Genomic DNA, 24,482 nt, shown 5'->3' with positions numbered 1-24,482 from the left:
CGCAGTCAGAGTTCGCTCTGTTTGTGGAAACCGTCTTTCACCACGGTGCTTTCAATATTGTCTTTGTTGACCGGAATCGGCTTCAGCAGCCGTGACGGAACCTCTTTCAGACCATTGTTCAGCGTGCTGTTGCTGGCAGGTGTTTTGCCCTCGCCCAGCTCGACGGCAATTTTCGCCGCTTCGGTGGCGAGCTCGGTGATCGGTTTGTAAACCGTCATGGTCTGGGTGCCCGCTTTGATACGCTTAATGGCTGCCAGATCGGCATCCTGACCGGAGATCGCCACTTTTCCTGCCAGCCCCTGCGCGCTCAGCGCCTGAATCGCGCCGCCTGCGATGGCATCGTTAGAGGCCACGACCGCATCGATATGGTTGCCGTTGGCGGTCAGGGCATTTTCCATAATTTTCAGGGCATTTTCCGGCAGCCAGGCATCGACCCACTGGTCGCCAACAATTTTAATGCTGCCGTTATCAATATAGGGTTTTAACACCTTCATCTGTCCGGCACGAAACAGGCGTGCGTTATTATCCACAGGCGAGCCGCCCATTAAAAAATAGTTGCCCTTAGGCACCTGTTTCACAATGCTCTCGGCCTGCAGTTCGCCCACTTTTTCATTATCGAAAGAGATATAAAAGTCGATATCGCCATTATTTATCATTCGGTCATACGCCAGCACTTTAATGCCTTCCCGTTTCGCTTCAGCGACAACATTACTCAATACCTGACCGTTGTAAGGAATAATCACCAGCACATCGACACCGCGATTGATCATATTTTCAATCTGCGACATCTGTGTCTCTTCGTTGCCGTTGGCTGACTGAACAAACACCTTCGCGCCCAGCGTCTCAGCCTGTTTTACGAAAATGTCGCGGTCTTTCTGCCAGCGTTCGAGTCGCAAATCGTCAATCGCCATGCCGATCTTCACTTCTTTTGCCACGCTGGTCTGGCTGAACAGCGCCAGCGCCGCACAGGCGGCGAGCAGTGCATGTTTCATCTTCATTGTGATCATCCTGTAGGTTGAGGCTATTGTCGTTTCAGGCCTATAAACCAGGCGGATGAATTGTTGCCCTTATTTTCCTGTTACAGCAATTACTGATTTTTATCCGGCTATTACGTTTTTTGGTTTATTTCATTTTTTATGAGCGCGATCGAGGTTTCATCTTTTTCGGACAAGAGAGCGATAATGATAAACCACCCCGTAAATAACATTATTTTGCGAGCCAGCGCACAAATAATAATTATCTGACACCCGTAGTGAAATATCGTAATTGAGCTGAGGCAGCAGCCAATATCAAATATTGCTTCAACGCAGGCCATTCGGGTACTGATGCTAAGGAGCAAACCATGCACGCTTATTTCGATCAGATCGATCGGGTTCGTTATGAAGGCACCCAGTCGACTCATCCTCTCGCTTTCCGCCACTACAATCCCGATGAGGTGATCCTCGGCAAGACCATGGCGGAGCATCTGCGCTTTGCCGCCTGTTACTGGCACACCTTCTGCTGGAATGGCGCGGATATGTTTGGTGTCGGCGCTTTTGATCGTCCGTGGCAGAAAAGCGGAGATGCGCTGCAGCAGGCAAAACTGAAAGCGGATGTGGCCTTTGAGTTTTTCCACAAGCTGAATGTGCCGTGGTACTGCTTCCATGACGTTGATGTCTCACCAGAAGGCGATTCGCTGCACAGCTACAAAGAGAATTTTGCCGCCATGACCGATAAACTGCTGGAGAAACAGCAGGAGACCGGCGTGAAACTGCTGTGGGGCACGGCCAACTGCTTTACCCATCCACGCTACGGAGCCGGGGCTGCTACCAATCCCGATCCTGAAGTCTTTGCCTGGGCAGCGACGCAGGTCTGCAGCGCCATGCAGGCGACCAAAACCCTGGGCGGCGAAAACTATGTGTTGTGGGGCGGACGCGAAGGATACGAAACCCTGCTCAATACCGATCTGCGCCAGGAGCGCGAGCAGATTGGTCGCTTTATGCAGATGGTGGTCGAGCACAAACACAAAATTGGCTTCCAGGGAACGCTGCTGATCGAACCGAAACCGCAGGAGCCGACCAAACATCAGTATGACTATGATGTCGCGACGGTTTATGGCTTCCTGAAACAGTTCGGTCTGGAGAAAGAGATCAAGGTTAACGTTGAGGCGAATCACGCCACGCTGGCGGGTCACTCTTTCCATCATGAAATTGCGACGGCCATTGCGCTGGGCATTTTTGGTTCAGTGGATGCCAACCGCGGCGATCCGCAGTGCGGCTGGGATACCGATCAGTTCCCGGTCAGCGTGGAAGAGAATGCGCTGGTGATGTACGAAATCCTCAAGGCGGGCGGCTTTACCACTGGCGGCTTAAACTTTGATGCCAAAGTGCGTCGTCAGAGCACTGATAAATATGATCTCTTTTACGGTCATATTGGCGCGATGGATACCATGGCGCTGGCGCTGAAAGTCGCCGCTCGCATGATCAGCGACGGTGAACTCGATAAGCGTGTGGCACAGCGCTACAGCGGCTGGAATGGTGAGTTCGGCCAGCAAATTTTGAAAGGCGAGTTTTCACTGGAGGCGCTGGCGGCGCATGCTCAGCAGCAGCAGCTCAATCCGCAGCATCAGAGCGGACGTCAGGAGCAGCTGGAAAATCTGGTAAATCACTACCTGTTTGATTTCTAACCCCTCAGGAGCAGAGCATGTTTATCGGGATCGATTTAGGCACCTCTGGCGTCAAAGTGGTGCTGATGGATGCACAAGGCAATGTGATGGCGACGGAAACAGCGCCGCTGCAGGTTTCGCGTCCGCAGCCATTGTGGAGCGAGCAGGATCCCGAAAGCTGGTGGCAGGCGCTGGATTTGACCATGCAGGCGCTGAGCGCGCAGCAGGATCTGCGCGCGGTGCAGGCCATCGGGCTGAGCGGACAGATGCATGGTGCAACGCTGCTCGACAGTACAAACCAGGTATTACGACCGGCCATGCTCTGGAATGATGGGCGCAGCGAGGCGCAGTGCCGTGAGCTGGAACAGAAGGTGCCGGATTCGCGGGCGATCACCGGCAACCTGATGATGCCCGGCTTCACGGCTCCTAAGCTGCTGTGGGTTCAGCAACATGAACCGGCAATATTCAATCAGATCGCTCACGTGCTGTTGCCCAAAGATTACCTGCGCTGGCGATTGAGTGGCGACTTCGCCACTGATATGTCAGATGCAGCAGGCACAATGTGGCTGGATGTGGCACGGCGTGACTGGAGCGATGTGATGCTGCGCGCCTGCGACCTCAGCCGCGATCAGATGCCGCAACTCTATGAGGGCAATGCCCTGACCGGCACATTACATGCCGAACTGGCCACACGCTGGAAGATGAACGCCGTGCCGCTGGCGGCGGGCGGTGGCGACAATGCTGCGGGTGCGATTGGTGTCGGCATGACCGAACCAGGTCAGGGCATGCTGTCGCTGGGTACGTCGGGCGTCTACTTCGTGGTGAGCGACGGCTATCTCAGCAATCCGCAGCGCGCGGTACACAGCTTCTGTCATGCGTTACCCCAGCGCTGGCATCTGATGTCGGTGATGCTCAGCGCAGCCTCCTGTCTGGACTGGGCAGCGACGCTGACCGGTTGCAGAGATGTTCCTGAGCTGCTGGCTGAAGCTGAACGCGCACGCGATGACCTGCCCGGCCAGTGGTTTCTGCCCTATCTTTCCGGTGAGCGCACGCCGCACAATAACCCGAATGCCCGCGGTGCTTTCTTTGGCTTTACCCATCAGCATAGCCGTCCCGAGCTGGCGAGAGCGGTGCTGGAAGGCGTAGGGTTTGCGCTGGCGGAGGGCATGGACGCGCTGCACGACTGCGGCGTTCAGCCAAAGAGCATTATGTTGATCGGCGGCGGCGCACGCAGTGCACTGTGGCGTCAGATGCTGGCAGACATCAGCGGCCAGACGCTGGATTACTGCCATGGCGGGGAAGTTGGCCCGGCGCTGGGAGCCGCCAGGCTGGCGCAGCAGGCGCTGGATGCAGAGATCACCGTGCCGACCCCGGTTCTGGTGCAGCGACACCAGCCGGATCCGGCCCGGGTAGCACACTACCAGCCGCGTCGGGAGACCTTTGCGACGCTTTATCAACAGCTCCTGCCGCTGATGAAGTAAACCTGCGAGAACGCTCTGCCTGTTATGGATTTAAATCGCCTGTTAACGGATCCCCCCTGCCATGTAATGCCAGGGGTAATGAAGGCAGAACAGGTGATCGTGAGCCATATTACTGACCCGGAATGGCCGGAATGATACTTACTCCAGCCATACCATCACGGTAGCATCAGCCAATCGCGCCCAGCGTATCTTCCTGACCCTGTTTCTTCGGCAGCAGGAACAGCGTCGCCGCAATATCCAGCAGATAAATCAGCGCCAGCAGGGTAATCGCCGCCGTAAACGAGAACTGGCTCGCCAGCAGACCAATCACCACCGGGCCGAAGCCGCCCACACCGCGGCCAAGGTTGAACAGGACGTTTTGCGCGGTGGCACGCACCTGCGGCGGAAAAGTATCGGAAATCAGCGCGCCATAACCGCCAATCATGCCGTTAACAAACATCCCCATGATCGCGCCAGTAAATAACATGATGTTCGGGTCGCGCAGCTGAGCATAAACCACCACCATCACTACTGCGCCAAACTGATAGAGCAGGAAGATTTTCCAGCGTGCGAAGCGGTCGGCCAGTACGCCAAACAGCCAGATGCCAAAGGTCATCCCGACCACGGTCACCGCGGTCCAGAGGCCCGACTTCGTCAGGCTGAAGCCAAAGCTGGAGGAGAGGTAACTCGGCATCCAGATCATCAGCCCGTAGTAACCAAAGTTCTGTACTGAACAGAGGATAAAAATGCCCAGGCTGGCTTTGGCGGTGGCGCGATCGCGCACCAGCAGTTTCAGGCGCGCCGGAAAAGAGAGTGACGGCACATGTTTAACCTGCCGTTGATACGCCTCCGGTTCACCCATGCCGCGACGAATGGCAAACGAGACCAGCGCAGGCAACAAGCCGACCAGAAACATGCCGCGCCAGCCGATGATAGTCAGCAGCGGCGGTGTGATAAAGGCCGCCATCAGCACCCCGAGTTGCCAGCCGATGCCAACCCACGCTGATGCGCGATTACGCTTCTCCGCCGGCCAGGCTTCGGCAATCAGCGCCATGCCGATACCAAATTCGCCACCCAGACCGACACCCGCCAGCGTTCGCCACGCGAGCAGATCCCAGTAGCCCTGCGCCACCGCGCACAGGCCGGTAAAGACCGAGAAGACCAGAATCGTGACGGTGAGCATGCGGATGCGGCCATAGCGGTCGCTGAGATGACCAAATACAATGCCACCGATAACCGCGCCAATCAGCGTCCAGGTCACCAGCGATCCCGCCTGTGATGGATTGAGCGCCAGCGAAACACTGATAGCCGGCAGCATAAAGCCGAGTATCAGCAGGTCAAATCCATCCATGGCATAACCGCTGACCGCAGCCAGCATCGCTTTGCCTGGCGTTACGCCGGGCTTAGATTGGGGAGAAGGGGACATCGTTGCGCACCTCATAAAGAAAAGTGCCGCAATTATAGAGAGAGTTCAGGATGTGACCAATTGAAAAGGCTTATCCCTGCGCCGATCAGGCGCAGGAAGAAGATTTATCAGGAAGGTCTGTTGCTGCCGTCGTCGCCCGACAGTAATTCATCGAGCCGGTCGCCGCCAACGTGACGGAAATCCTGACCTTTGACGAAATAGAAGATGATTTCGCAGATGTTCTGGCAACGATCGCCGATACGCTCAATGGCGCGGGCACAGAACAGCGCCGTCAGCACGCTGGGAATGGTGCGCGGATCTTCCATCATGTAGGTCATCAGCTGACGCACAATGCCTTCGTACTCTTTATCCACCTTTTTATCTTCACGGTAGATAGTGATCGCTTCGTTGAGATCCATGCGTGCAAAAGCGTCCAGCACATCATGCAGCATCTGTACGGTGTGACGACCCAGCGACTCAAGGCTGACCAGCAGCGGCAAATGCTGCTGACCAAACTTCTCCAGCGCCGTGCGGCTGATCTTCTCCGCCACGTCGCCAATCCGTTCCAGCTCAGAAATGGCTTTGATGATCGCCATCACCAGTCGCAAATCGATCGCGGTTGGCTGACGTTTGGCGATGATGCGCACGCAGGCTTCATCAATCTCCACTTCCATCATATTGACCTTCTGGTCACCGTCGATCACCCGCTGCGCCAGTTCGCCATCCAGATTATGCATGGCGGTAATCGCATCGGTCAGCTGCTGCTCGACCATACCGCCCATGATCATCACCTGGGTACGGATATGCTCCAGCTCGGCATTGAACTGACCGGATATGTGCTTATTCAGATTAAGATTATCCATGTCGATCTCCTGTCAGATCAGCCGTAGCGGCCAGTTATATAATCTTCGGTTTGCTTCTGGGCGGGTTTAGTGAACAGCGTGTCGGTATCGCTGAACTCAATCAGTTCGCCCAGATACATGAAAGCCGTATGGTCAGAGCAGCGTGCAGCCTGTTGCATGTTGTGCGTCACGATCACCACGGTGTAATCCTGTTTCAGCTCGGTGATCAGCTCCTCAATACGGCCAGTAGAGATAGGATCAAGCGCAGAGCAGGGCTCATCCAGCAGTAAGACTTCCGGGCGAATCGCGATACCGCGGGCAATGCACAGACGCTGCTGCTGGCCGCCGGAGAGACTGTAACCGCTCTGATGCAGCTTGTCTTTGGTTTCATTCCACAGCGCGGCTTTGGTCAGCGCCCACTGTACGCGCGCATCCATATCTGCACGCGACAGCTTTTCAAACAGGCGAACGCCAAAGGCGATGTTGTCATAGATCGACATCGGGAACGGCGTAGGCTTCTGAAACACCATGCCGACCCGGGCGCGCAGCAGCGCGATATCCTGCTGAGTCGCCAGAATGTTTTCGCCATCCAGCAGAATGTCCCCTTCAGCCCGCTGATCCGGATAGAGCGAGTACATTTTGTTGAAGGTCCGCAGCAGGGTCGACTTACCACAGCCCGATGGCCCGATAAACGCAGTCACCTGATTCTTAGCGATATCCAGATTGATGTTCTTCAGCGCATGATATTTGCCGTAATAGAAGTTCAGATTACGGACCTGAATTTTATCGGCTGATGCTGTCGCGATACTCATAATTCATCTCTCTTATACGGCGCCGCACAGGGCCGCGCCGGAAATTAACCGTGTTTACCTTTGGCGAAAATCACCCGCGCCACGATGTTCAGCACCAGCACGCACAGGGTAATAATCAGCACACCTGCCCAGGCCAGGCTCTGCCATTCGGCGAACGGGCTCATGGCGAACTTAAAGATGGTGACCGGCAGGTTCGCCAGCGGCTGCATCATGTCGGTGCTCCAGAACTGGTTCGACAATGCCGTAAACAGCAGCGGTGCCGTTTCACCTGCAATGCGGGCAATCGCCAGCAGCACACCCGTGATGATGCCGGAGACCGACGCTTTCAGGGTGATAGACGCGATCATCTTCCACTTGGGCGTACCCAGCGCGTAAGCCGCTTCACGCATGCTGTCTGGCACCAGTCGCATCATGTTTTCGGTGGTACGAATCACAATCGGCACCTGCAGCAGCGCCAGCGCAATCACCCCGGCCCAGCCGGAGAAGTGCTGCATCTGCGATACCACAAGGGTGTAGACGAACAGGCCGACCACAATCGAGGGTGCCGAAAGCAGAATGTCGTTAATAAAGCGGATCACTTCTGCCAGTGGCGACTTGCGCCCATATTCCGCCAGATAGATACCCGCCATGATGCCCAGCGGTGTGCCGAAGAAGGTAGACCAGAAAATCAGTAATCCGCTGCCCGCCAGGGCGTTAGCCAGCCCGCCGCCTGCGGTATTGGGTGGTGGCGTTGATTCAGTGAACAGGGACCAGGAGAGCCCATCCACGCCGCGCGATACGGTGGTGAACAGGATCCACACCAGCCAGAACAGGCCAAAAGCCATGGTCAGCAGCGACAGCGTCAGCGCAATTTTATTTTTAGTGCTGCGCCAGGACTGCATTTTACGGCGTGATGCGTCCAGTTCGGCGCGCGCCTGAATTTCAATTGTGGTCATGAGCGCGCTCCTTCACTTTTCGCCAGCCGCATAATCATCAGCTTTGAAATCGCCAGCACGATAAAGGTAATCACAAACAGGATCAGTCCCAGCTCCATCAGCGCGGCGACGTGCACGCCCGATTCCGCTTCAGCGAACTCGTTGGCCAGCGCCGAGGTGATGCTGTTACCCGGCATAAACAGCGACGGGCTGTCGAGCTGGTAGGTGTTGCCGATAATAAAAGTCACCGCCATGGTTTCACCCAGCGCACGACCCAGTCCGAGCATCACACCGCCAATCACGCCATTTTTGGTAAAGGGCAGTACGATGCGCCAGATCACTTCCCAGGTGGTGCAGCCGATGCCGTAGGCTGACTCTTTCATCATCACCGGGGTCTGCTCAAAGACGTCGCGCATCACCGAGGCGATATAAGGGATGATCATGATCGCCAGAATCACACCCGCCGCGAGGATGCCGATACCGAAAGCGGGGCCGGAGAAAAGCTCGCCGACAATCGGAATGCCCGATAGCACGTCATTGACCGGTGTCTGGAAGTATTCGGCAAACAGCGGCGCGAAAACAAACAGACCCCACATGCCATAAACAATACTGGGAATGGCCGCCAGCAGCTCAATGGCGGTGCCCAGCGGGCGACGCAGCCAGCCTGGCGCGAGTTCGGTCAGGAACAGCGCGATACCAAAACTCACCGGTACTGCGATAATCAGGGCAATAATGGAGGTCACAAGGGTGCCGTAGATCGGTACCAGTGCACCAAATTGTTCGTTGGGCGCATCCCAGGTTTTGGTCCACAAAAAGGCGAAACCAAACTTCTGGATGCTGGGCCACGAGGAGATGATCAGGGAGACAATAATGCCGCCCATCAGTAACAGGACAATCAGCGCAGCCAGCCTGACCAGCGCGCCAAAAATTCTGTCACCTTGTTTGCCTGGGGCTTTGAATGCCGGCTTCGTTGCAGCCATAGAAGTCTCAGTCTTCAGAAGTTATCAGGACGGCATGACGCCGCCCGTTGAGTCTGACCGGACTGCTGTCCGGTCAGGGTCGGTCAATTACTGATAAAGCGCTTTACCAGAACTGTCTTTGATGTTGGCTTTCCAGGCGGCGCGAATCTGTTCAGTCACGCTCTCTGGCAGCGCAGCATAATCCAGCGCTGTGGCGGTTTTGCTGCCGCTTTTGTAAGCCCAGTCGAAGAATTTCAGTACTTCAGCGCCTTTGGCCGCATTAGCCTGATCTTTGTAGATCAGAATAAAGGTGGTTGACGAGATTGGCCAGGCATCAGCGCCCTTCTGGAAGGTCAGATCCTGCGCGAACGATTTGCTCCAGTCAGCGCCTTTCGCGGCATTACTGAAGCTGGTTTCGCTTGGGGCGACCGCTTTGCCATCGGCATCGATCAGTTTGGTGTAGGTCAGGTTGTTCTGTTTGGCGTAGGCGTACTCCACGTAGCCGATTGAACCCGGCAGACGCTGAACAAACGCGGCGACGCCGTCGTTGCCTTTGCCGCCCAGACCGACCGGCCAGTTAACGGTGTTACCTTTACCAATTTTGCTGTTCCAGTCCGGGTTCACTTTCGCCAGATAGCTGGTGAAGACGAACGAGGTGCCTGAACCGTCAGCGCGACGTACTACGTTGATGTTGGTCTCTGGCAGTTTCACGCCTGGGTTAAGTTTGGCAATCGCCGGGTCGTTCCACTTTTTGATGGTGCCGAGGTAGATATCACCGACGGTTTTGCCATCCAGCGTCAGCTGACCTGACTTGATACCCGGCAGGTTAACCGCCAGTACCACGCCACCGATCACGGTAGGGAACTGGAACAGGCCATTTTTCTGCAGATCTTCATCTTTCATTGGCGCATCGGACGCACCGAAATCGACGGTTTTAGCGATGATCTGTTTCACGCCGCCAGATGAACCAATACCCTGGTAGTTAACTTTGCTACCGGTGGCTTTTTGATATTCTGCTGCCCACTTGGCATAAACCGGCGCCGGGAACGTCCCGCCTGCGCCAGTGAGATCGGTTGCCGCAAAAGCAGATACCGCGCTTACGGCGAAGGTGGTGGCGAGGATTCGGGCTACGGTGCTACGCATCAGTGTCATATTCCCTCCAGGGGAGAAAAGTCAGGCTTGGGGCCGTTTTAGTAAGAATCTGTGATTGCTGCAGGAGGGAAAATAGGACAGTTTGATGACAGTGAAATGTACGAAATATGACAGTTATATGACAGAGGACCAGAGCAAAGTGGGCCCGCGACGGGGCCCACCCGGTTATTCCACAGTAACCGATTTTGCCAGGTTACGTGGCTGATCGACGTCGGTCCCTTTGATCAGGGCGACGTGATAGGAGAGTAACTGTAGCGGCACCGTGTAGAAGATGGGCGCAATGACCTCTTCGACATGCGGCAACGGGATGATCTTCATGCCGTCACTGTCGCTGAAGCCCGCATCCTGATCGGCAAAGACATAGAGCAGGCCGCCGCGTGCGCGTACCTCTTCGATGTTGGATTTGAGCTTCTCCAGCAGTTCGTTGTTAGGTGCTACCACGATCACCGGCATGTCCGCATCAATCAGCGCCAGCGGGCCATGTTTCAGCTCGCCTGCGGCGTAGGCTTCCGCATGAATGTAGGAGATCTCCTTGAGCTTCAGCGCCCCTTCCATGGCAATCGGATATTGATCGCCACGCCCCAGGAACAGCGCGTGATGCTTGTCAGAGAAGCCTTCCGCCAGATTCTCAATCAGCTTATCCTGCGCCAGCATCTGCTCAATCCGGTTCGGCAACGCCTGCAGTGCATGAACGATCTCATGCTCAGTCTCGGCTGACATCCCTTTCAGACGGCCCAGTTTCGCCACCAGCATCAGCAGCACCGCTAACTGGGTGGTGAACGCTTTGGTAGAGGCGACGCCAATTTCGGTGCCCGCTTTGGTCATCAGTGCCAGGTCAGATTCCCGCACCAGTGACGAACCGGCTACGTTGCAGACCGCCAGCGAGCCCAGGTAGCCCAGCTCTTTAGAGAGACGCAGCGCCGCCAGAGTATCTGCCGTTTCACCCGACTGCGACAGGGTGATCAGCAGGCTGTTTTTGCGAACGGCTGATTTGCGGTAGCGGAACTCCGAGGCAATCTCGACATCACAGGGCAGGTTTGCCAGCGACTCAAACCAGTAGCGTGACACCATGCCGGAGTTGTAGGAGGTGCCGCAGGCGATAATCTGGATATGCTCAACCTGGCTCAGCAGCGCTTCTGCGCCCGCGCCCAGTTCGCTGAGATCAACCTGACCCTGGCTGAACCGACCGCTCAGGGTGCTTTTCAGCGCCATGGGCTGTTCGTAGATCTCTTTCTGCATGTAGTGACGGTAAATGCCTTTGTCACCGGCATCATATTGCAGGTTCGACTCGATCTCGGCACGGGTCACGGTGTTGCCTTCACGGTCGATCACCGTGACATCGCGACGGCTGATTTCGGCGATATCACCCTCTTCCAGATAGATGAACCGACGGGTCACCGGCAGCAGGGCCAGCTGATCCGAGGCGATAAAGTTTTCGCCCATGCCACGACCAATCACCAGCGGGCTGCCGGAACGGGCCGCCACCAGCAGTGACGGATCGCGGCTGTCCATGATCACCATGCCATAGGCACCGCGCAGCTGCGGAATCACACGCAGTACGACTTCACGCAGCGAACCGCCCTGCTTCTGCTCCCAGTGAACCAGATGCGCCACCACTTCGGTGTCCGTTTCAGAGGCAAAGACATAACCGCGCGCGATCAGTTCAGCACGCAATGGCTCATGATTTTCAATGATGCCGTTGTGCACGATGATGATGTGCTCTGAGACGTGCGGATGCGCGTTCGCTTCCGACGGCTCGCCATGGGTTGCCCAGCGCGTGTGCGCGATGCCGGTGCCACCAATCAGCGGTTGCTGCTCAGCGGCTTCCGCCAGTTTCTGCACTTTTCCTAAACGCCGCAGGCGCGTGACGTGCCCCTGACGATCGACCACGGCCAGACCGGCCGAATCATATCCGCGATATTCAAGACGACGCAGACCTTCCAGCAGAATCTCTGCGATATCACGTTGCGCTACTGCACCAACAATTCCACACATAATGATGTTTTCCTGACTACATGGCTTTTCGCCACTTCTGTTGTCATGCGACCTGATATCCGGCTTTGCCGGTTCCCCGAGCCTTGTAGAGAGTGGGGATTATAGTTTTGGCACTGCACTGCATCGGCCCGCATTAAAGCGGGCCGTTAAAATTTATTTTTTCTTCTGTGGGCGCTGCCAGTCCGCTTTGTGATTCTGCTCTTTACGGTTATAGACCAGACCGGCCTGGGTCACATCTTTCATGATGGTGCTGCCCGCCGCAATGGTGGTCCCTGCCGCGATGCTGACCGGCGCCACCAGCTGGGTATCTGAGCCCACAAACACATCATCGCCAATTACGGTTTTGAATTTGTTCGCACCGTCGTAGTTGCAGGTAATGGTGCCTGCACCGATATTTACGTTGTCGCCAATCTCCGCATCACCGAGATAGGAGAGGTGCCCCGCTTTCGATCCTCTGCCCAGACGCGCTTTCTTCATTTCGACGAAGTTGCCCACGTGGGCAGCATCGGCCAGTTCGCTGCCAGGACGCAGACGGGCAAAAGGTCCGACGGTGCAGGCAGTGGCGAGATTCGCATCCTCGATCACCGAATAGGGGCTGATTTCACAGTCATCGCCAATCACACTGTTTTTGATAATGCAGCCCGCGCCGATTCTGACGCGTGCGCCCAGCGTGACCTGGCCTTCAATAATGACGTTGGTGTCAATTTCAACATCCCGTCCGTGCGTCAGCGTCCCGCGCAGGTCAAAACGGGCCGGATCGCGCAGCATCACGCCAGCCAGCAGCAGTTTTTCCGCCTGTTCAGCCTGGTAAGTGCGCTCTAATGTCGCCAGCTGCAGCCGGTTATTGACGCCATCGGTTTCACTGATGCGTGCCGGATGAACCGCGTTGATCACCCGACCTTCCTGATGCGCCAGCGCGATAATATCGGTGATGTAATACTCACCCTGCGCATTATTGTTGGTGAGCTGCGCCAGCCAGCGTTTTAAATCGCCGCCGTTGGCGATCAGAATGCCGGTGTTGATCTCTTTAATGGTGAGCTGCGCCGGGCTGGCATCTTTCTGTTCGATAATGCCGGTGATGGTGTCGTTCTCACGCACAATGCGGCCATAGCCGGTTGGGTCATCCAGTACCACGGTGAGTAAGCCAATGCCGCCCTGCGGTTTTGCTTCGCGCAGCCGCTGTAGTGTCGCCTGAGAGATCAGCGGCACGTCACCGTAAAGCATCATGATATCTTCATCATCCGCGAATGCAGGTGCTGCCTGCTGCATCGCATGGCCAGTGCCGAGCTGCTCGGCCTGCAGTACCCAGTTGAGCGAGCTGTCAGTGAGGGTCGCCTTCAGGCGATCGCCGCCGTGACCATAAACCAGATGGACCTGCTGTGCGCCCAGCCCTTTAGCCGCGTCAATCACATGCTGAACCATGGGTTTGCCTGCCAGTGTATGCAGAACTTTAGGCAGATCGGAATACATACGGGTGCCCTTGCCAGCAGCAAGGATCACCACACTCATCGCACTGTTAGACATAACTATCCTGAGTGAATTTTTACGGGTGAAAGTAAAACGGTTTGGGATTGAGATTACTACATTTTTCTCAGGCCGAAATTAGGCGGACAGGCAGATCAGGCGCAGCAGACAAAAAAAATGCCAGCCCGAGGGCTGGCATTTCATGACGCATAAAGCTGGATTACATCGCTTTTTTGGTCAGTTCGATCACGCGCAGTTTAGCAATGGCTTTCGCCAGCTCGGCAGAGGCCTGAGCATAGTCCACGTCGCCGTGGCTGCTGTTCATATGGTCTTCTGCTTTGCGTTTTGCTTCCAGAGCGCGTGCTTCATCCAGATCGGTACCGCGGATAGCGGTATCGGCCAGAACGGTGCTGCTGCCCGGTTGCACTTCCAGCACGCCGCCAGAGAGGTAGATAAACTCCTCTTCGCCGTGCTGTTTCACGATACGGATCATTCCAGGCTTAATGGCAGTCAGCAGCGGCGCATGGCCAGGGAAAATCCCCAGTTCACCTTCGCTACCTGACACCTGAATTTTCTGTACCAGACCAGAGAACAACTGCTCCTCTGCGCTGACCACATCCAGGTGATAAGTCATAGCCATAATCTTCCTCCCGGGAAACCGTTATTACAGTTTCTTCGCTTTTTCCACGGCTTCTTCGATGGCGCCAACCATGTAGAAGGCCTGCTCTGGCAGGTGGTCAAACTCACCTTCCATGATGCCTTTAAAGCCACGGATAGTGTCTTTCAGCGTCACGTATTTGCCCGGTGAACCGGTGAATACTTCTGCAACGAAGAACGGCTGAGACAGGAAGCGCTGAATCTTACGCGCACGTGCCACCAGCAGTTTGTCTTCTTCAGACAGCTCATCCATACCGAGGATGGCGATGATGTCTTTCAGTTCCTGATAACGCTGCAGCAGTGACTGAACGCCACGTGCAACATCATAGTGCTCCTGACCGACAACCAGCGGATCCAGCTGACGGCTGGTAGAGTCCAGCGGGTCAACGGCCGGGTAGATACCCAGAGAGGCGATCTGACGGCTCAGCGTTACCGTTGAGTCTAAGTGCGCAAAGGTAGTTGCTGGTGATGGGTCAGTCAGGTCATCCGCAGGGACGTAAACGGCCTGTACGGAGGTGATTGAACCGGTCTTGGTGGAGGTAATACGCTCCTGCAACACACCCATCTCTTCTGCCAGCGTTGGCTGGTAACCTACCGCAGATGGCATACGACCCAGCAGTGCAGAAACTTCTGTACCGGCCAGGGTATAACGGTAGATGTTATCGATGAACAGCAGAACGTCGCGGCCTTCATCACGGAATTTTTCCGCCATGGTCAGACCGGTCAGTGCTACGCGCAGACGGTTACCCGGCGGCTCGTTCATCTGGCCATAGACCAGTGCAACTTTATCGATAACGTTAGAGTCAGTCATTTCGTGGTAGAAGTCGTTACCCTCACGAGTACGCTCACCCACACCGGCAAACACTGAGTAACCTGAGTGTTCAGCCGCGATGTTACGGATCAGTTCCATCATGTTGACGGTTTTACCTACACCCGCACCACCGAACAGACCGACTTTACCGCCTTTAGCAAACGGACACATCAGGTCGATAACCTTGATGCCGGTTTCCAGCAGTTCCTGCGAGTTAGACTGATCTTCATAAGAAGGGGCTGCGCGGTGAATAGAGGCGATCTCTACTGCGCTGCCATCTTCTTCTTTCAGCTCGCCTTTCATATCGATTGGCTCGCCGAGAACGTTCATGATACGGCCCAGGGTCGCTTTACCGACGGGTACCTGAATCGGTTTCTGCAGGTCGTTGACGCTCAGACCACGCTTCAGGCCGTCAGACGTACCCATTGCGATGGTACGTACTACGCCGCCGCCGAGCTGCTGCTGAACTTCCAGCACCAGACGCGCATCACCATTCATAACCTCGAGGGCGCTGTACACTTGCGGTACCGCGTCCTGAGGGAATTCGACGTCAACAACGGCGCCGATAATCTGGACAATCTTTCCAGTTGCCATCTTGAATCCTCTACCTAATTCCAAACCTGGTTAAACCGCGGAGGCTCCACCGACAATCTCGGTAAGTTCCTGGGTGATGCTGGCCTGACGAGCTTTGTTGTACACCAACTGCAGCTCTTTGATCAGATTTCCGCCGTTATCGGTTGCGGCTTTCATCGCTACCATACGTGCGGCCTGCTCACTGGCCAGATTTTCCACCACACCCTGATAAACCTGCGATTCGACATAACGACGCAGCAGGGTATCCAGCAGCGCTTTCGGATCGGGTTCATACAGGTAATCCCAGGTCTTCGCCTTCATCTCTTCTTCACCTTCCGCTGGCGGTAACGGCAGCAGTTGGGTGATGGTCGGAGTCTGAGACATGGTGTTATTGAATTTGTTATTGACGATCATCAGCTTGTCGATGCGGCCTTCATCATAAGCCTGCAACATCACTTTTACCGGGCCAATCAGGTCAGACAGGGTAGGTTTATCGCCCATGCCGCTGACTTGCGCCACAATGTTGCCACCCACAGCATTAAAGAATGACGCCCCTTTTGAACCGATAATCGACAGATCGCTCTGCACGCCTTTATCGGACCAGGACTTCATATCCGCCAGTAACTTTTTGAACAGGTTAATGTTCAAACCACCACAAAGCCCGCGGTCAGTTGAAACGACCAGGTAGCCGACGCGCTTCACGTCGCGCTCTTCCAGGTAAGGGTGCTTGTATTCCAGATTACCCAACGCAAGGTGACCAATCACTTTGCGCATGGTTTCTGCATACGGACGGCTGGCCGCCATGCGTTCCTGCGTTTTACGCATCTTGGAGGCGGCGACCATTTCCATCGCTTTGGTGATCTTCTGCGTGTTTTTCACGCTTCCAATCTTGCTTCGTATCTCTTTTGCGCCGGCCATTAGCTTCTCCTCAAAGCCTTGCGGCCTGCCTTTTCAGACAAGCCGCCAGACATTACCAGGACTGGGTTGCTTTAAACGTCTCGACCAGGCCTTTCAGCTTGGCTTCGATATCGTTATTAAAGTTACCCGACTGGTTGATTTCAGCCATCAGCTCAGCGTGGTCGCGATCGGCGAAGGCCAGCAGTGCAGCTTCGAAGCTGCCAATTTTTGCCAGTTCAACGTCGTTCAGATAGCCACGCTCTGCAGCGAACAGAACCAGACCCTGCTGTGCGACAGACATCGGCGCATACTGTTTCTGCTTCAGCAGCTCGGTCACTTTCTGACCGTGGCTCAGCTGTTTGCGGGTTGCATCATCCAGATCAGAGGCGAACTGCGAGAATGCCGCCAGTTCACGATACTGTGCCAGCGCGGTACGGATACCACCGGACAGTTTCTTGATGATCTTGGTCTGTGCAGCACCACCTACGCGGGATACCGAAATACCTGGGTTAACGGCCGGACGAATACCGGAGTTGAACAGGTTCGATTCCAGGAAGATCTGACCATCAGTAATCGAGATTACGTTGGTCGGAACGAACGCAGAAACGTCGCCCGCCTGGGTTTCGATGATCGGCAGCGCGGTCAGTGAACCGGTTTTACCTGTCACTGCGCCATTGGTGAAACGCTCTACATAATCAGCGCTTACGCGTGATGCACGTTCCAGCAGACGGGAGTGGAGATAGAACACGTCGCCAGGGAATGCTTCACGACCTGGTGGACGGCGCAGCAGCAGAGAAATCTGACGGTACGCGACAGCCTGCTTAGAAAGGTCATCGTATACGATCAGCGCATCTTCACCGCGGTCACGGAAGTATTCGCCCATCGCACAGCCTGCGTACGGAGAGAGATACTGCAGTGCAGCAGATTCAGAAGCAGACGCCACAACAACGATGGTGTTCTGCAGTGCGCCATGCTCTTCCAGCTTACGAACCACGTTAGAGATGGTTGAGGCTTTCTGACCAATCGCAACGTAGACACACTTGATGCCTGAGTCGCGCTGGTTGATGATCGCATCGATCGCCATTGCGGTTTTACCGGTCTGACGGTCACCGATGATCAGCTCACGCTGGCCACGGCCGATTGGAATCATCGCATCGACCGACTTATAACCGGTCTGAACCGGCTGGTCGACTGACTGACGGTCGATAACGCCAGGTGCAATGACTTCAACCGGTGAGAAACCGTCGTTGTCGATTGCGCCTTTACCGTCGATAGGAGCACCCAGGGTGTTCACTACGCGGCCCAGCAGGCCACGGCCTACCGGTACTTCAAGAATACGGCCAGTACACTTAACCTTCATGCCTTCGGCGAGGTCAGCGTAAGGGCCCATCACCACTGCACCAACCGAGTCACGCTCGAGGTTCAGGGCGATAGCGTAACGGTTGCCCGGCAGGGCAATCATCTCACCCTGCATGACATCGGCCAGGCCGTGTACGCGGATGATACCGTCACTTACAGAAACAATCGTACCTTCGTTGTGAGCTTCACTCACGACATTGAACTGAGCAATGCGCTGCTTGATCAGTTCGCTGATTTCGGTGGAATTCAGTTGCATATGCTCCAGTCCCCTTAAGACTGCAAGACGTCAGCCAGACGGTCAAGACGGCCGCGTACGCTGCCATCAATAACCAGATCACCCGAACGGATGATCACGCCTGCCATCACAGACTTATCAATTTTGCAATTCAGCTTAACTTTGCGTGACAGACGTTTTTCCATCGCGGCGCTGATTTTATTCAGCTGGTCGTCACTCAGCGTACTGGCGGAGATAACATCAACTTCAGCGGTAGCTTCATGAGCGTCACGCAGTTCGATGTATTGGGCCAGTACAGCCGGAAGCGCTGTCAAACGTCCGTTTTCCGCCATCACCTTAATCAGGTTCTGCGCGGGTTCATCCAGTTGATCACCACAGACTGCGTTAAACGACGCTGCCAGCGCTTCGGGTGCTAATGCACCTGAGAGAAGATCAGCCATCTGTTCATTGCGAGCCACTTCTGCGGCAAACGCCAGCATCTGTTGCCAGCGTTCAATACTTTGATGCTCAACAGCAAAGTCAAAAGCTGCTTTGGCGTAGGGGCGAGCTACAGTAATCAGATCAGACATCAGCCCCTCCCTCCTTACAGTTCAGCGACCAGTTTATCAACGATGTCGCTGTTAGCAGCTTCATCCACGGAGCGTTCGATGATCTTCTCGGCGCCAGCCATAGCCAGCAACGCGACCTGCTTACGCAGTTCTTCACGCGCACGTTTGCGTTCAGCGTCAATTTCAGCCTGCGCTTGTGTCACGATGCGATTACGTTCGTTTTCAGCTTCGGTTTTGGCTTCGTCCAGAATCTGCGCGCGACGCTTGTTCGCTTGCTCGATAATGACCTGAGCGTCTTCTTTGGCTTTTTTCAGCTGGTCGGTCGCATTAGCCTGCGCGAGATCCAAATCTTTCTTTGCACGTTCAGCAGAAGCAAGGCCTTCAGCAATTTCTTTCTGGCGCTTTTCGATAGCAGCCATGAGCGGCGGCCATACGTACTTCATGCAGAACGCGACAAACAGGATGAACGCGATAGCCTGGCCGAGGATTGTTGCATTAATGTTCACAGCACAATGCCTCTAGATTGAGTATTTAACTTTTCTGCCGTTATCAACGATAAGCGGCAGAATCCGTTCACCCTTGCACATTGTGCGCTGAGTGAACACAGGGCTTTAGGCGACAGCAAACATCACGTACAGACCCAGACCAACAGCGATCATCGGGATTGCATCCACCAGACCCATTACAACAAAGAACTGCGTACGCAGCAGAGGAATCAGGTCAGGCTGACGAGCAGCGCCTTCCAGGAATTTTCCTCCGAGGATGCCGATACCGATCGCAGCACCGATTGCCGCCAGGCCCATCATCACAGCGGCAGCCATGTACAGCAGATCCATATTCAGGTTTTCCATGACAGTCTCCAGTTTGTTTCAGTTAAATGCTCCCTTCATCTTCCGGGCTTCAGCGGTGTGCGCTGCAACCCGAAATCAAGAGGGAAAGTAGTGTTGAGAAAAAAATCAATGTTCTTCAGATGCCATCGACAGATAGACAATCGTGAGGACCATGAAAATGAAAGCCTGTAGCGAAATGATCAGGATGTGGAAAATGGCCCACGGCACATTCAGCACCCACTGCGACCACCACGGCAACAGACCGGCAATAAGGATAAAGATCAGTTCACCCGCATACATGTTACCGAACAGTCGTAAACCCAGTGATACAGGCTTAGACAGCAGGCTCACACCTTCCAGAATCAGGTTGATCGGGATGAAGATCGGGTGGTTAAAAGGCTGCAGCGTCAGCTCTTTAGTGAAGCCGCCAATGCCTTTCATTTTGATGCTGTAGAACAGAATCAAAATAAATACGCCCAACGCCATAGATAGCGTGATGTTCACGTCTGCAGACGGTACGACGCGCAGCGCCGGTAACCCCAATACGTGCTCGCCAATATATGGCAGCAAGTCGATTGGCAGCAGATCCATGAAGTTCATCAGGAAGACCCAGACAAAGATTGTCAGAGCCAGCGGGGCGATAAGTTTGCTCTTACCGTGATACATGTCGCGCACGTTACTATCGACGAAACCGACAACCAGTTCGATAGCCGCCTGCATTTTCCCTGGCACACCGCTGGTGGCAGATTTTGCCACGCTACGGAACAAAACCAGGAAGATGATTCCCAGCACCATAGAGAAAAACATGGAATCGATATTTAATACCCAGAACGTCGCGGGAGCGTCGTGCGGATTCACTATCTCGAAGGTACGCAGGTCCAACTGAAGATGAGTCAGGTGGTGACCAATGTACTCTTGCGGAGTAGAGATTTCTCCTGCAGCCATGATGCCTCTTACCCTTTGTTGTTAATTACCGCCGGTGCCAGCATTTGTACCACCAGCACCGATAACCAGGTTATTCCGACCGGCCAGAAAACCGCTCCGAATAGACCCAACGCCACAATGAGCAAAATGATGGTCGCAAACACTTTGGCTATTTCACCCAAAGCGAAGCTCCACGCGACTCGCCCCGAAGCTGGGGTTTGCCCCTGCAGGCGCCAGGCTAAAAACAAAAACAATACGTTTGGCAGCCAGGCTGCCGCACCGCCAGCAAGAGCAGAGAGACCCCAGATGACATCTTTAAGAGCAAAGAGTGCACCGATGATGACTATCGTCACCAGCTGAATCATCAGCACCGTTCGGGCGTATTTTACACTGTAAAGAGACACTGACATGACGCTGATACTCTCCTGCCCCGTTAGGGGTATGTCGCGTGTCGTATAAGACTGCCTTTGCGCAGTTGAGTCAAGCAGCAAAAGCCGTGCAAATTATACGGGCCGCACCTGCGATTTCAATCGGTAAGTAGCGAAAAGGTGAACAATTATTTAAATTTCTTTCCGGAGGGCTATTTTTCCAAAGATTACCCTGCAGAGATTCACCCTAATCTGACTGAAAATTCTCTCGCAACTTGCTTTTAAAGCGTGCTTTAGATCACATAATAAGCACTTTCACTACACTGAGTTTTATCTTCGCGCTATTTAAGAACAATCTGTATTACAAATTAACTCAATAAAATCAAAGTATTGAAATTATAAAAATGCATCTGCAAGACTATTTTCACAGAAAACACGCTATTGACATCGAACTGTGCTTAAGAATCGTGTAATTGATATTACGCACGCAAAGTTATTACCGCGATATATTTTCTGCCGTGACTACTTTTATTCAGCGACCCGCCTATACAAGTGATATTTCTGATAACTGAATGTGAATTAAACGTTAAATGTAACAGAGCTTTTCGGATAATTTCCGTCAGCGTTTTAACCTTCGGTCAGCCAGGGCTTAATCAAAATCTTTTATTGATAGCGCATCATCTGCACTTTTTTCATCCCGGAACTGACGAAAATCACTGGCAGATAAACGCTAAATCTCTGCCAGTCGAAAGCCTATTGGTGACGAAGAATGACCAGGTGGCGATCACCTTCCAGCTGCGGTACCTGCAACTTAATCACAGCATCAGAGACGTAGCCTGCCGGTAACTCCGCAATTTCATCGTCCGGACGCACGCCTTTAAGCGCGAAGAAGCGCCCTTCTCTTCCCGGCAGATGATGACACCAGTTCACCATGTCGGTCAGCGAGGCAAATGCACGACTGATCACGCCATCAAAGGGCGGCTCAGCCGGGAACGCCTCAACCCGGCTCTGCACCGGAGTAATGTTAGTGAGTCCTAACTCATGCTGAACCTGACGCAGGAAACGCACCCGCTTACCCAGGCTGTCGAGCAACGTAAAGTGCGCATCAGGCATCACGATAGCCAGCGGAATGCCAGGCAGTCCTGGTCCGGTTCCCACATCAATGAAACGTGAGCCTTGCAGATGCGGCGCCACCACGATGCTGTCGAGGATATGGCGTACCAGCATCTGCTGCGGATCGCGCACTGATGTCAGATTGTAGGCTTTGTTCCACTTATCCAGCAGGCCGACATAGGCAACCAGCTGCTGTTTTTGTTGATCGGAGAGGGAAATACCGGCTGCCTGTAGCAGCGACGTGAGTGTGTTGATCACAGCATAAGTCCATTCAGCGGGGGCGAGTCTCCTCGCCCCGTTTTCAGATCAGGCGCTTTTACGCAGCAGACCCTGTTTTTTCAGATAGATAAGCAGAATTGAGATGGCCGCCGGCGTAATACCGGAGATACGCGTCGCCTGACCAATCGAACTCGGTTTGTGATCGTTCAGCTTGGCGATAACCTCATTTGAGAGGCCGTTCACCTGGCGATAGTCGAGCTCCACCGGTAACAGCGTGTTCTCGTTACGCAGCTGGCGATCGATCTCTTCCTGCTGACGCGCGATATAACCTTCATATTTGACCTGAATCTCAACCTGCTCAGCGGCCTGCTCATCAGCCAGTGCCGGACCAAAGGCATCCAGCGTCATCAGCTTCAGATAGGTCAGCTCAGGACGGCGCAGCAGATCTTCGCCGCTCGCTTCTTTGGTCAGCGGCGCGCTGAGTACCGTATTCACTTCCGTCACGTGCTCTGACTTCGGATGGACCCAGATATCGCGCAGACGCTGACGCTCCTGTTCAATCGCTTCCAGCTTCTGATTGAAACGCGCCCAGCGCGCATCATCCACCAGACCCAGTTCACGACCGGTTTCGGTCAGACGCAGATCGGCATTGTCTTCGCGCAGCATCAGACGATATTCAGCACGGGAGGTAAACATCCGGTACGGCTCTTTGGTACCGAGCGTGCAGAGGTCATCAACCAGTACACCCAGATAAGCCTGGTCACGACGTGGTGCCCAGCCCTCTTTGTCCGCAGACTGACGGGCGGCGTTCAGCCCCGCCAGCATCCCCTGTGCAGCGGCTTCTTCGTAGCCGGTTGTGCCGTTGATCTGGCCGGCAAAGAACAGGCCGTGAATAAATTTGCTCTCCAGCGTCAGTTTGAGATCGCGTGGATCGAAGAAGTCATACTCGATGGCATAGCCCGGACGCACGATCTTCGCATTCTCCATGCCCTGCATGGAACGAACGATCTGAATCTGCACATCGAATGGCAGACTGGTTGAGATGCCATTCGGGTAGATCTCATTGCTGGTCAGCCCTTCCGGCTCCAGGAAGATCTGATGCGAGTTACGATCGGCAAAGCGCATCACTTTGTCTTCGATAGACGGGCAATAGCGTGGACCGATCCCCTCGATGATCCCGGCATACATCGGGCTGCGATCCAGATTATTGCGGATCACCTCATGGGTTTTCTCATTGGTGTGAGTGATCCAGCACGGTACCTGCTGCGGATGCTGAGACGCATTGCCCATAAACGAGAACACCGGCATCGGGTTATCGCCGTGCTGCGGGCTGAGCACTGAAAAATCGATGGTGCGCGCATCGATACGCGGTGGCGTACCAGTCTTGAGGCGGTCTACCCGCAGCGGCAGCGCACGCAGTCGTTTTGCCAGCGGAATGGACGGGGGATCACCTGCACGACCGCCACTGTAATTATCCAGACCGATATGAATTTTGCCGTCAAGGAACGTGCCGACGGTGAGGACGACGGTTTTCGCGCGGAACTTCAGTCCCATCTGGGTGACTGCACCCACCACACGATCGTTTTCCACGATAAGATCGTCGACCGCCTGCTGGAAGATCATCAGATTGGGCTGGTTCTCCAGGGCCGTACGCACTGCCTGGCGATAGAGCACGCGATCCGCCTGAGCACGGGTTGCCCGCACTGCCGGACCTTTGCTGGCGTTTAGTATCCTAAACTGGATACCCGCCTGGTCAATCGCACTGGCCATCAGACCACCCAGGGCATCCACTTCCTTCACCAAATGTCCTTTGCCAATCCCACCAATCGCCGGGTTACAGGACATTTGTCCAAGCGTATCAATGTTATGGGTGAGTAACAGGGTTTGCTGACCCATTCGGGCTGCCGCCATTGCGGCTTCGGTGCCCGCATGACCACCACCAATTACGATGACGTCAAAAGGATCCTGATAAAACATGAAGTGGTACCTCGGTTGATGAACTTGCAGGATCGTCGTCCTGGGGCGTGGATTCTACTCAAATTCCGTCTGGGGTGAAAGCCGCGGGATCGTCCGGTTTTAAAAGAAAGGATCTTAGATCTGTATATGATCTTTCTGTTAGATCTCTTATTAGGATCCCGCTTTTCTGTGGATATGTGCCAGAAGCACAGCAGAAACAACAGGATGAAGAGGATCACTACCTGTTAGTGATCGGTGATCCTGACCCGTATAAGCTGGGATCAAAATGGCATGTTATCCACAGCTCAAAATTCATTCTACGGTTGTTCTTTGGATAACTACCGG

At 54.6% G+C, this 24,482-nt stretch carries 22 protein-coding genes; 2 read left to right on the top strand and 20 right to left on the bottom strand.

Annotation, left to right across the window (positions count from 1 at the left end; all coding sequences use genetic code 11):
- Window positions 1-5: 5 nt before the first annotated feature.
- Window positions 6-998 (bottom strand): D-xylose ABC transporter substrate-binding protein, encoded by a 993-nt coding sequence (xylF, locus tag AC6I8B_RS00110; protein ID WP_497817545.1) that lies wholly within the window; start codon window positions 996-998, stop codon window positions 6-8.
- 344 nt (window positions 999-1,342) lie between these two features.
- On the opposite strand from xylF, the gene xylA reads away from it, so the two are divergent.
- Entirely contained in the window at window positions 1,343-2,665 is a 1,323-nt protein-coding gene (xylA, locus tag AC6I8B_RS00105; protein ID WP_003849568.1) for a xylose isomerase, read from the top strand.
- Window positions 2,666-2,682: 17 nt separating this feature from the next.
- Entirely contained in the window at window positions 2,683-4,125 is a 1,443-nt protein-coding gene (xylB, locus tag AC6I8B_RS00100; protein WP_497817544.1) for a xylulokinase, read from the top strand.
- Between the two features lie 166 nt (window positions 4,126-4,291).
- Here the strand turns inward: xylB and AC6I8B_RS00095 are convergent, their stop codons facing one another.
- From AC6I8B_RS00095 to mnmG, 19 genes are all read right to left on the bottom strand, one after another.
- Window positions 4,292-5,530, bottom strand: a complete 1,239-nt coding sequence (locus AC6I8B_RS00095; RefSeq protein WP_010258883.1) for an MFS transporter — start codon at window positions 5,528-5,530, stop codon at window positions 4,292-4,294.
- Between the two features lie 107 nt (window positions 5,531-5,637).
- Entirely contained in the window at window positions 5,638-6,372 is a 735-nt protein-coding gene (phoU, locus tag AC6I8B_RS00090; protein WP_010258881.1) for a phosphate signaling complex protein PhoU, read from the bottom strand.
- Window positions 6,373-6,389: 17 nt separating this feature from the next.
- Window positions 6,390-7,163 (bottom strand): phosphate ABC transporter ATP-binding protein PstB, encoded by a 774-nt coding sequence (gene pstB, locus AC6I8B_RS00085; RefSeq protein ID WP_010258879.1) that lies wholly within the window; start codon window positions 7,161-7,163, stop codon window positions 6,390-6,392.
- Window positions 7,164-7,207: 44 nt separating this feature from the next.
- The gene (gene pstA, locus AC6I8B_RS00080; RefSeq protein WP_010258878.1) at window positions 7,208-8,098 is read right to left on the bottom strand and encodes a phosphate ABC transporter permease PstA; all 891 of its coding nucleotides are present in this window, start codon (window positions 8,096-8,098) and stop codon (window positions 7,208-7,210) included.
- Complete coding sequence (gene pstC / locus AC6I8B_RS00075; RefSeq protein ID WP_022624789.1) at window positions 8,095-9,057, bottom strand: phosphate ABC transporter permease PstC; 963 nt, start codon at window positions 9,055-9,057, stop codon at window positions 8,095-8,097. Before pstC ends, pstA begins: the two co-directional genes overlap by 4 nt.
- Window positions 9,058-9,144: 87 nt before the next feature.
- Window positions 9,145-10,188, bottom strand: coding sequence for a phosphate ABC transporter substrate-binding protein PstS (pstS, locus tag AC6I8B_RS00070; RefSeq protein WP_010258875.1), 1,044 nt, complete (start codon window positions 10,186-10,188; stop codon window positions 9,145-9,147).
- Between the two features lie 165 nt (window positions 10,189-10,353).
- Window positions 10,354-12,183, bottom strand: coding sequence for a glutamine--fructose-6-phosphate transaminase (isomerizing) (gene glmS / locus AC6I8B_RS00065; protein ID WP_010672188.1), 1,830 nt, complete (start codon window positions 12,181-12,183; stop codon window positions 10,354-10,356).
- Window positions 12,184-12,336: 153 nt separating this feature from the next.
- Window positions 12,337-13,707, bottom strand: coding sequence for a bifunctional UDP-N-acetylglucosamine diphosphorylase/glucosamine-1-phosphate N-acetyltransferase GlmU (gene glmU, locus AC6I8B_RS00060; protein WP_179257263.1), 1,371 nt, complete (start codon window positions 13,705-13,707; stop codon window positions 12,337-12,339).
- 160 nt (window positions 13,708-13,867) lie between these two features.
- Entirely contained in the window at window positions 13,868-14,287 is a 420-nt protein-coding gene (locus tag AC6I8B_RS00055; protein ID WP_010258871.1) for a F0F1 ATP synthase subunit epsilon, read from the bottom strand.
- Window positions 14,288-14,311: 24 nt separating this feature from the next.
- Window positions 14,312-15,709, bottom strand: coding sequence for a F0F1 ATP synthase subunit beta (atpD, locus tag AC6I8B_RS00050; protein ID WP_010258870.1), 1,398 nt, complete (start codon window positions 15,707-15,709; stop codon window positions 14,312-14,314).
- 30 nt (window positions 15,710-15,739) lie between these two features.
- Window positions 15,740-16,606, bottom strand: a complete 867-nt coding sequence (gene atpG / locus AC6I8B_RS00045; RefSeq protein WP_010258869.1) for a F0F1 ATP synthase subunit gamma — start codon at window positions 16,604-16,606, stop codon at window positions 15,740-15,742.
- Between the two features lie 52 nt (window positions 16,607-16,658).
- Window positions 16,659-18,200, bottom strand: a complete 1,542-nt coding sequence (gene atpA / locus AC6I8B_RS00040) for a F0F1 ATP synthase subunit alpha (protein ID WP_010258868.1) — start codon at window positions 18,198-18,200, stop codon at window positions 16,659-16,661.
- A gap of 14 nt (window positions 18,201-18,214) precedes the next feature.
- Window positions 18,215-18,748 carry a F0F1 ATP synthase subunit delta gene (gene atpH / locus AC6I8B_RS00035; protein ID WP_003849530.1) on the bottom strand — a complete coding sequence of 178 codons (534 nt, stop codon included), beginning with the start codon at window positions 18,746-18,748 and terminating at the stop codon, window positions 18,215-18,217.
- Between the two features lie 14 nt (window positions 18,749-18,762).
- On the bottom strand, window positions 18,763-19,233 hold the full coding sequence (atpF, locus tag AC6I8B_RS00030; RefSeq protein WP_003849528.1) for a F0F1 ATP synthase subunit B: 471 nt from the start codon (window positions 19,231-19,233) through the stop codon (window positions 18,763-18,765).
- Between the two features lie 105 nt (window positions 19,234-19,338).
- Window positions 19,339-19,578: a F0F1 ATP synthase subunit C gene (atpE, locus tag AC6I8B_RS00025; RefSeq protein WP_003849523.1), complete on the bottom strand. Its 240-nt coding sequence runs from the start codon at window positions 19,576-19,578 to the stop codon at window positions 19,339-19,341.
- A 105-nt stretch (window positions 19,579-19,683) separates the two neighbouring features.
- A complete protein-coding gene (atpB, locus tag AC6I8B_RS00020; protein ID WP_010258863.1) occupies window positions 19,684-20,502 on the bottom strand; it encodes a F0F1 ATP synthase subunit A in 819 nt (272 codons plus the stop codon).
- Window positions 20,503-20,510: 8 nt separating this feature from the next.
- On the bottom strand, window positions 20,511-20,891 hold the full coding sequence (gene atpI, locus AC6I8B_RS00015; protein WP_010258861.1) for a F0F1 ATP synthase subunit I: 381 nt from the start codon (window positions 20,889-20,891) through the stop codon (window positions 20,511-20,513).
- A 711-nt stretch (window positions 20,892-21,602) separates the two neighbouring features.
- A complete protein-coding gene (gene rsmG, locus AC6I8B_RS00010; RefSeq protein ID WP_010258859.1) occupies window positions 21,603-22,220 on the bottom strand; it encodes a 16S rRNA (guanine(527)-N(7))-methyltransferase RsmG in 618 nt (205 codons plus the stop codon).
- 48 nt (window positions 22,221-22,268) lie between these two features.
- The gene (mnmG, locus tag AC6I8B_RS00005) at window positions 22,269-24,158 is read right to left on the bottom strand and encodes a tRNA uridine-5-carboxymethylaminomethyl(34) synthesis enzyme MnmG (protein WP_010258857.1); all 1,890 of its coding nucleotides are present in this window, start codon (window positions 24,156-24,158) and stop codon (window positions 22,269-22,271) included.
- Between the last annotated feature and the right edge of the window lie 324 nt (window positions 24,159-24,482).

The sequence above is a fragment of the Pantoea sp. X-Soil-ISGK-285 genome, assembly GCF_059730815.1.
Note: the sequence above shows the minus strand (reverse complement) of the source record. Positions and strands in the feature narration are given on the sequence as shown.